This is a genomic window from Mesorhizobium sp. M7A.F.Ca.MR.176.00.0.0 (assembly GCF_004023165.1).
In the GTDB taxonomy this organism is placed as follows: domain Bacteria; phylum Pseudomonadota; class Alphaproteobacteria; order Rhizobiales; family Rhizobiaceae; genus Mesorhizobium.
On record NZ_RZTC01000173.1, the window covers coordinates 1 to 8,256 of the forward strand.

Sequence of the window (8,256 nt, forward strand, 5' to 3'; positions counted from 1 at the left end):
CGGGTGGCCGCACTGCACATGATCGAACCTCGAGCGGAGCGGCCACAGGCGATCACGCTCGGCGCCGACAAGGCCTACGACGCGGAAGACGTCGTCAATGAGCTGCGCTCGATGAGGGTGACGCCGCATGTAGCGCAGAACACGAGCGGCCGCAGTTCGGCGATCGACGGGCGCACGACGCGGCTGGCGGCTATGCCGTCAGCCAGCGCATCCAGGAAACGCATCGAAGAGGCATTCGGTTGGATCAAGGTCGTGGCCGGCCAGCACAAGACCAGGTTCCGCGGCCGCGACCGTGTCGGATGGGCCTTCACCTTCGCAGCCGCCGCCTACAATCTGGTGCGACTGCCCAAGCTCATGGCGGAGACCGGCTGATGGCTAAGGTTCCCGGCTTCGCCAAGGCCTTTGCCGGCCGCTGGCGCATCGTCGAGATGGATGTTTGGGATAATGACTTCCTCGATCTCGTCGAGGAAGCGCATCTGACATTCAAAGGCTCGGCGGATGGCGAGATCGCCTTCGGCGCACTCAACGGCTTCCTCGATGTCCGATATGGCACCCGCGATGGCTCAGCCTGCGCGGAGTTCTCATGGGAGGGGCATGATGAGAATGACCCAGCCTGTGGCCGCGGCTGGGTTGTCTTTGGCACTGCAGGCCGCCTCGTCGGCCACTTCTACATCCACAACGCCGACGATTCAGGCTTCGTTTGCGAAAGAGCCTGATTCTTCAACAGCCTGCTAGGTTGCTCAAAAGGCCGGACACATATTGTAAACGGCGCAGACGGGGTGGTGAGCGGCCATTTGCCCTTGGCGATCTTCATTCAGCGAGGGGCAGAAACTTCACCATCCGACGTCGTTCTGCAGTCTCCGTTTCGACCACGAACCCCTCTCGTTCATAGAACTTTGAGGCGGGGTTCGTTGTCAAGACGCTGAGCCTGGTGGGATGGCCACGCTGAGCCCCTCTTCTCCCTTGCTGCTGTAATACCTGCGCGCCCATGCCGCGATTTCTGGAACGCTGTTTTTCGAGGAAGAGGTGGTCAGGCTGCCATGTGACGGCAATACATCCCACCCCCTTGCCATCCAGTTCGATGATGTCGTGCCCATCAAGAACAAGGGATTCGATCGTGTCGGACGGACGCCAATGGCCCAGCAAATCTCTTCGAGCCTGCATCGTTGCGGAAACGGCCCGAAGCCGATATTTCATGCTATATTCCTGACAAGAATGTAAACGTCTTGTGCCCGAATAATTCGGGCAGTGACAATTCCGCATTGTAAATCGGCGTGGCGCTTCGGCGCTGATCGGCGCTATTAGGCATTGAATTGGTGAGGGGCGGGTCACGTAGGGACGCCGATTCACGCCACTTCGGACTTTGACATCTCACGCAGCTCGGCGTTCCGGGATGAGGGGCGCGGCCAACTCGTGTATGCGAGCATTTGGACAAACCCGCCTGGCGATATCGCATAGATGCTGGTGATGTGTCAGATAGATTACCTGACCCACTTTCGCCATTGTGAACCGGCGCCACAGCGTGACCCCACCCGCCACTGAGATTTCAATGCCTTATCGTGCCGATCGGCGCGGAAACCCCACGCCGATTGACACCGGCGCCACCGCAAACAGCGTCTTCATCGGCACGGCGGTCGGCTTTATCGCCCCCCATCTTTGCCATCGCCACCCATGCAAAGGCGGCCGGCTTCAACGTCGCAACGCTTGGCCAAGCGCTGGTCGATCCGGCCGATATGCTTCGGCTTGGTGGTTGCGGGGGCTCATGACTGGCCATCGTTATGGAAAGGTGGACTTCGCTGCTCGAAGTCTCCAGCCTCTCCAAACCCTATGGCACTCAGGTCGGGTCAGGGGTCGAATTGGCAGGCAAGTCTCGACCGAGGCCGCTCCGCCATCACATCCCGTCGTCAACCTTTGTAGATGCCCGGGAAAACAATGTCCTGGTCGACGAGCACATTGAACTTGTACCCAGGGCGGATCTCGAGCGTCGGCTGCACGTCCATGTTCCTCTGGATGGTTCGATCGGCGACACGCCCGAATGTCTCGGCGAAGTTTCGTCTTGCGGCATCCGAGGCCGTGTCTTGCGTCGCGAGTGTGGAGCTGTGCGGGATTGCCATATCCATGCCGGTGCCGATCACCGCAACGAGGATGGCCGAACCGAAGGTCTGAAGCCACTTGCGGTCGATCTTGTCGCGGTAGCCGCTATAACCTTGAGCATCAGAGCCCGCCATGCCGCCGATCTGGAGCGTGGAGCCGTTCGGGAAGATGATGTCCGTCCAGACGACGAGCACGCGGCTCTGGCCGAACGACACCTTGCTGTCGTAGCGTCCGAACAACTTCGTTCCCTGTGGGATCAAAAGGCGATGTCCAGTTGCTGAATCATAGACGTTCTGGCTCACCTGGGCGGTGATGCGACCGGGAAGGTCGGAATTGATGCCGGTGATCAATGTCGCGGGAATAACCGAGCCACGCTTGAGCTCATATGGTGACTGCTGCGGCACAACACGGTTCGGCAGGTAGCCAAGCTCCTTGAGGTCCGCGTTGAAGAAATCCTCCTTGGCCTTCTGGGCATTTGGATCGACATTCTGCCCGCCGAGACCAGCGCGCAGAGCTGCCGCATATAGGTCGGACGCAGCACTAGTCGTCGTCGCGGTGGAGATTCCGTTCGTTGTCGTGGCGGCCGCAGCGGTCGTATCCCCTCCCCGACTGTCGAACTTGCCGCGGTCGACCGTGATCGGCGAGTCATAGGCCGCGTCATTAGCCTGAAGCCGGGCCATCCTCTGGCGATGGCGCTCCCGGAGATACTGTTCTTCCTGCTCTCGTTGCAGCCGGGCTCGCCAGACCTGTTCGGGCTCCAACTCCTGTGCCGGCCGTGCATCTTGCTGTGGCGTGAACGGGTTGACGGCGGGCTCTTTCTCAACTTGCGTCTCCACAGGTGTCGGCTGCAGCGTCGTTGATTGCTGTGGTTCTCCGATGATGGCGTCGCCTACACCTCGCTTAAGCTGGTCGGCGAAGGTCGAGGCCGGATTGCCGGAGCCATCGCCCGGGCCGGTGTTCTGGCGGACAAGCAGGCCGCGCGATGTGAGACCGTAGAAGATCACGCCGAGGAAGGCGATGACGAGCACGATCACGATGATGATCGGCAGTCGATTGATGCGCCGGATGCCGGCCTCGGAGTCCTTGTTGGGCGCACCGCCGAGCTTAAGAGATTGCACCATGGCTCCCCCTACCCGCGACGCATCGCGGAGAGCGGGCTCGCCGGCGATGCGCCCGTGGTAGTTACCTCATAGGCACGGCCGAGCTCGACACTGCTCGTCGACAGCCGCGCGAGGACCTGGCCCTCGAACAGCTCGACAACATAGGCAAGCGGGACGATCGTCGTGCCGCTGTCGGTTGTCTGGTCGGTGACGACCGCGTATCCCCACCCCTTGAGGGCCGCCTCCAGAGCTCGCCCGAAGGGCGAACCATCCTGCTTCAACGCGATGGTCCCAGTGCCTGGCCCGACGTGCTCGGCAAGGCGGCTCACCATATCGCCGGCGATCGAAGTTGCGGCCGGGCCGGAGATGTCGGCTGGCGCCTTGCTGGCGACGAGGTCGCCCGAGCCAAGGCTCTGGCAACCGGAAAGGAAAACCGCGAGTGTGACCGCGGCGGCGAGCGAGCGAAACGAGCGGAAGACAGACATCACCGCCTTCCCCGCCGGATCGTGACCTTCTCCTGTTTCCAGCCGACGCCGGAGACGAGTACAGCCTTATCGACATGATAGTCGACGATCATCATATCGTTCTTCATGCGATAGTTGACGATACGGTTCTGGCCGCCGGAGATGACGAAGAGGACCGGCGCGTCCTGGCCGGAGATCGAGCGTGGAAATTGGATGTAAGTCTTGATGCCATCGCTATAGACGCGGCTGGGCCGCCATCCGGCGCGACCCGAAATCGAATAGCCGAACTGCAACTGCTCGGCCGGAACCCCGGCGCCCGGAATCGTGCTCGCTTCCATGCGGGCGTTTATGTCGGCGAGCTTCGCGGACACGTCCTCGGGATATTCGAAGCCGACACGGGCCATGTACTGCGCCTGATGCGACTTGAGCTGGATGTGATAGGTGCGTCGAGAGGTCGTCACCACCATCGAGGTGACGATGCCAGGCTCGGAGGGCTTGACGATCAGGTGGACGGCCTGGCCGCCGTCGGCCCCGGAGGTCGCGGGTTCGATCTTCCAGCGGACCGTGTCGCCGACGAGAACATCGCGCACAGCCTCACCGGCCTCAAGCTCGATATCGCACACCTGCAGCGGCGAGCACACGACCGAGGGCTGGATCTCGCCGTAGAGAAAGACGACCTTTCCGTCCGCGCCTTTCGTGACAAGGCCGCGCGATCCACGCCACTGGCCGGAAATCCCGATGCCCTTCGCCTCATTGGCAGTCACCCCATCTGCGAGGGCTTCCGAAGAGAGGAGGAAGGGCGACCCCATCGCGATGGATACGATCACGATGGCGTTCAGCGTGGCCCGGGCTATTTTGGTTCTGAAGTTCATATGCGGGCCATGCCTTTCAAAGCTGCGCAGTCCAGTCGAAGTCGCGGAGATAGAGACCGATCGGGTTGAAGCGGATGATGGCCTCGTCCTGTGGAGGCGTAAGCGTGACGGTGGCGACGCCGCGGAACCGCCGAACGGCGGTCTCCTTGCCCTTGCGGTCGCGTTCGAACTCGGTCCAGTCAATCTGGTAGCTCTGGTTGGACAGCGCGACGATGTTGTTCACCTCTATGGCGACCGTCGCGGTCTTCGCCTTCTCGAACGGCGAGGAGGAGCGGAACCAGGCGTTGACCTTCTCGGTGGCCGGATCGGAGGTTCTCAGATGCGAATAGGTGCGATCGATATACTGCTTCTGCACGACCGCATCCGGCGTCACGCTCCGGAAGTTCGAGACGAAGCTGCCGAGCGTGGCCCTGACGACGCGGGAATCGGCATACTCGATCTGTTCCGGGAAGCCGGCGCTCGAGGCCGTCCCGAGCTTGTCGACCTCGACGATGTACGGCACCAGCTTGACCTGCGTGCTCTGGAAGAGCGCATAGGAAAAGCCGATCACCGCCATGGTCATGCCGGCGATCCCGACCAGGCGCCAGGCGGCTGCGGCCTTGACGTAGGAGCCATAGCGTTCGTTCCACTCCTGTCGGGCGGCAAGATAAGGGTTTTCGGGCGGATTGCCTGCGGCCATGCCGAACGGTCTCCTTACTTACTGTCATCGATCGGGGGCGGCACAGGCCGAGAGGGTGTCCGCTCGCCCGATTGCCGGCTCTGGTCGAGCTTGGCGTTGGCAAGCCCCAGGAGAGAGCCCGCATAGGCGCCGGGCGAGGCGATCGCCTTTTCCTTGGCCGCCGAGCCGGCTGCCCATCCGGCGTTGCCAATGCCAGAGGCCATGCCACGCAGTGCAGCACCCGCCATCGACGACCCGCCAGCTCGTGCGTCGCTCGCCGTCTGCGCGCCCCGTGACGCGGCGCTCGCGCCGAGGAAGGCACCGCCGGCGGCGAAGGTCGCGGCCTGCGCGCCGTGCCGGATCGCTTCCATGCCGCCGGCGATCGACGCGCCCTGGACCACCCCCTGCACGATCGGGGGAACGTACATGGCGATGACGAACACGACGACCGAAATGCCTGCGATGGCGAGCGTCGTGATGAACTGGTCGGAGGTCGCCGTCGGCGCTTCGGCCAGGCCGAGCAGGATGTCTGAGCCGATCTTGGCGATCATCACCAGCGCCATCAACTTCATGCCGACGGAAAAGGCATAGACCAGATAACGGACGGCGAAGTCCTTGGTGTAGGAGGAGCCTCCCAGTCCAAGCATGATCATCCCGGCCAGAAGCCCGACATACATCTCCACCATGACGGCCACGAAGATCGCAGCCACCAGAGAGAAGGAGACGACGACAACGACCATTGCGAAGACCGCGGCGATGGCGAGCGCGTTGTCCTCGAACAGGCCGAACTGCGCCTGCTCGGACATCTTGGATGCAACGCGAATGCCGGCATCAAAAATGTTCGCCGGCGAAGCCGAGCCGCCGCCGGCGCCGATCTGGAACAGGCTGTCGACCACGGCCTTGGCGAAGGCCGGTCCCTGATCGAGGATGAAGGCGAAGAGGCCGATGAACATGACCCGGCGCACCAGCTCGGCGAACCAAGCGTCGAGGCTGGCCGCGTTAATCGCCAGCCAGACCGCGGCGATCCCAACTTCGATGCTGGCGAGAATCCAGAACAGCGAGCGTGCCGCGTCCATGACCGTCGTCTCCCAGCCCTTTGCGGCGGTGACGACCTGGTTCTCCAGTGTTGTTAGGACCGAACCTTGCTGTGCAAGCGCCGGCGCGCTCGCGAGCAGCACGATGGCGATGACGATGAACAGCGCCTCAAACGCGCGGGAGGGGCGGACAATCACCATCGCGGCTTCATTTCCTGCCCGCCGCGCACATCGCGATCCGGATCGCCGCCGAAAAAGCGCTCCCGGTGCTCTTGACGCGCAGCACCAGAGCTCGACGCCGCCGCCGGCGTTTCAGTCGTGGCGTTCGGTTGCACGACTACCCACAACATCATGCCGGCGCCGAAGGCGACGAACACCGCGAGGGCGATGAGAAGGCGCGGGCTCACCAGCGGGGCTCCATCGTCTGACCGCTGCGGATATCGCGGTTGGGCGCGTTGAAGAACTGCTCGCGGCGGGCCTCGGCGAGGTCCTGTCTCGCCTGTTCGGACTGGAACCACGTGCCCATCATGGTCATCTGCTGCGAGACGAGCCCGCGCAGCTTCTGCATCTGCGCGACCTGCTGGGTGGCGATCTGATGGCCGACCTGCAGCGCCTTCATCTGGCCGTCGGCCGATTCCGACATTGAGCGCAGCGAGGACATGGTGGATTCCTCGCTCGAGAACTGCTCCGCGGTGAGGTTCGCTGCCTTCAGCGTTCCGGCGATCGTGTCGCGGTTGGTGTCTGACCAGCTCTGGTAGGTCGACGAAAAACTTGTGCCATCCGGCAGGTTGCTCTTCATGTCGGCGAAGCTCTGGAAGCGCTGTTTCAAAACGTCATCGATATTGCCCATCGAAAAGGCGACGCCCTGCCCTTGCGCTACGACGTTCTGCAGGCTCTTCAGGTCGTTCTCGGCCTGGCCCCAGATATGGTTGGGCAGCTGCGCGGTGTTCTGCAGCAGGTTGTTGTAGATATTGAGCTGGTTCTGGATTTGCTCGGCGAGCTGGGTGATCTGCTTGATCTGGTTGTTGACCTGCTCGGCCGACTTGCCGACGAGGCTGACAAGCTCGGCATTGTTTGCAAGCTGGGTCCATTCAGTTGCTTGCCCCGTCATGCCGCCGGCATGCGCGACCGGCGGCGCTACGGCAGTGCCCAGTATCAGCGCCGCGGCAACTGCGGCACGGGTGCTACGCTTTGGGAAAGAATGATGCGACATCGGCAATCCCCCTCTGTTGGAGCCATTCGAGGGGCCACGCGGCCCCATGCTTGGAATGAAGGGCACGGATCTGCTTGAGGTCCTCCTTGCCGGACGCTCCGACAAAGGAGAGGGCGACAGGACCGAGCGCCATGTCGAACAGCCTGCGGCCTTCCGGCGAGGCGACGTAGTATTCGCGTTTCGGCAGAGCCGTCGCGACGATCTCGATCTGCCGTTCGTTGAAGCCGATCCGCTCGTAGAACTCGCGCGTTCCCGTCTCGCGCGCAGCGCCGTTGGGAAGGCAGATCTTCGTCGGGCAGCTTTCCTTCAAGACGTCGATGATGCCGGAGCGTTCGGCGTCGGAGATGGACTGCGTTGCGAGGACGACGGCGCAGTTCGCCTTGCGCAGCACCTTCAGCCATTCCCTGATCTTGTCGCGGAAGGTCGGATGCCCGAGCATCAGCCAGGCCTCGTCGAGCACGATGAGGCTGGGCGCTCCTGTCAGGCGGTTCTCGATGCGACGAAAGAGATAGGTCAGGACGGGTACGAGGTTGCGTTCGCCCATGTTCATGAGCTCTTCCACCTCAAAGCACTGGAACGCCCTGAGTGACAGACCGTCCTCCTCGGCGTCGAGAAGCTGCCCCATGGGGCCGTCGACCGTGTAGTGGTGCAAGGCATCCTTGATCTCGCGCATCTGCACGCCGGAGACGAAGTCCGAGAGCGAGCGACCGCGCGACTGCGCCATCAAACCGATCTGCCGGGAGATGGCGTTGCGATAGTCCGGCGTGACGCTGACGCCCTGCAGCGCGACAAGCGTTTCGATCCACTCGGCCGCCCACGCG

10 protein-coding genes and 1 pseudogene are annotated in these 8,256 nt (G+C 62.7%); 2 read left to right on the plus strand and 9 right to left on the minus strand.

Going from position 1 to position 8,256, the window contains the following annotated elements; translation table 11 throughout:
• On the plus strand, positions 1-372 hold a 372-nt coding region (locus tag EOB59_RS32335; RefSeq protein WP_164895820.1), incomplete at its 5' end, for a transposase.
• Positions 372-716 carry a hypothetical protein gene (locus tag EOB59_RS32340; protein ID WP_095482571.1) on the plus strand — a complete coding sequence of 115 codons (345 nt, stop codon included), beginning with the start codon at positions 372-374 and terminating at the stop codon, positions 714-716. The genes EOB59_RS32335 and EOB59_RS32340, both read left to right, overlap by 1 nt.
• Positions 717-810: 94 nt before the next feature.
• Here the strand turns inward: EOB59_RS32340 and EOB59_RS32345 are convergent, their stop codons facing one another.
• From EOB59_RS32345 to EOB59_RS32385, 9 genes and pseudogenes are all read right to left on the minus strand, one after another.
• Complete coding sequence (locus EOB59_RS32345; RefSeq protein WP_158302485.1) at positions 811-1,197, minus strand: GNAT family N-acetyltransferase; 387 nt, start codon at positions 1,195-1,197, stop codon at positions 811-813.
• A gap of 707 nt (positions 1,198-1,904) precedes the next feature.
• Positions 1,905-3,215, minus strand: coding sequence for an IncP-type conjugal transfer protein TrbI (gene trbI / locus EOB59_RS32350; RefSeq protein WP_095482569.1), 1,311 nt, complete (start codon positions 3,213-3,215; stop codon positions 1,905-1,907).
• A gap of 8 nt (positions 3,216-3,223) precedes the next feature.
• Positions 3,224-3,679 (minus strand): conjugal transfer protein TrbH, encoded by a 456-nt coding sequence (gene trbH, locus EOB59_RS32355; protein WP_095482568.1) that lies wholly within the window; start codon positions 3,677-3,679, stop codon positions 3,224-3,226.
• Positions 3,679-4,467, minus strand: coding sequence for a P-type conjugative transfer protein TrbG (trbG, locus tag EOB59_RS32360; RefSeq protein ID WP_245329714.1), 789 nt, complete (start codon positions 4,465-4,467; stop codon positions 3,679-3,681). Before trbG ends, trbH begins: the two co-directional genes overlap by 1 nt.
• A gap of 79 nt (positions 4,468-4,546) precedes the next feature.
• A complete protein-coding gene (locus EOB59_RS32365; RefSeq protein ID WP_095482566.1) occupies positions 4,547-5,209 on the minus strand; it encodes a conjugal transfer protein TrbF in 663 nt (220 codons plus the stop codon).
• A 14-nt stretch (positions 5,210-5,223) separates the two neighbouring features.
• The gene (gene trbL / locus EOB59_RS32370; protein ID WP_095482565.1) at positions 5,224-6,423 is read right to left on the minus strand and encodes a P-type conjugative transfer protein TrbL; all 1,200 of its coding nucleotides are present in this window, start codon (positions 6,421-6,423) and stop codon (positions 5,224-5,226) included.
• Positions 6,417-6,629, minus strand: coding sequence for an entry exclusion protein TrbK (gene trbK, locus EOB59_RS32375; protein WP_128177110.1), 213 nt, complete (start codon positions 6,627-6,629; stop codon positions 6,417-6,419). Before trbK ends, trbL begins: the two co-directional genes overlap by 7 nt.
• Positions 6,626-7,435 (minus strand): P-type conjugative transfer protein TrbJ, encoded by an 810-nt coding sequence (gene trbJ / locus EOB59_RS32380; RefSeq protein WP_095482563.1) that lies wholly within the window; start codon positions 7,433-7,435, stop codon positions 6,626-6,628. The genes trbK and trbJ overlap by 4 nt, the downstream gene beginning before the upstream one ends.
• A pseudogene (locus EOB59_RS32385) lies at positions 7,407-8,256 on the minus strand (conjugal transfer protein TrbE); the annotation flags it as partial. The gene trbJ and the pseudogene EOB59_RS32385, both read right to left, overlap by 29 nt.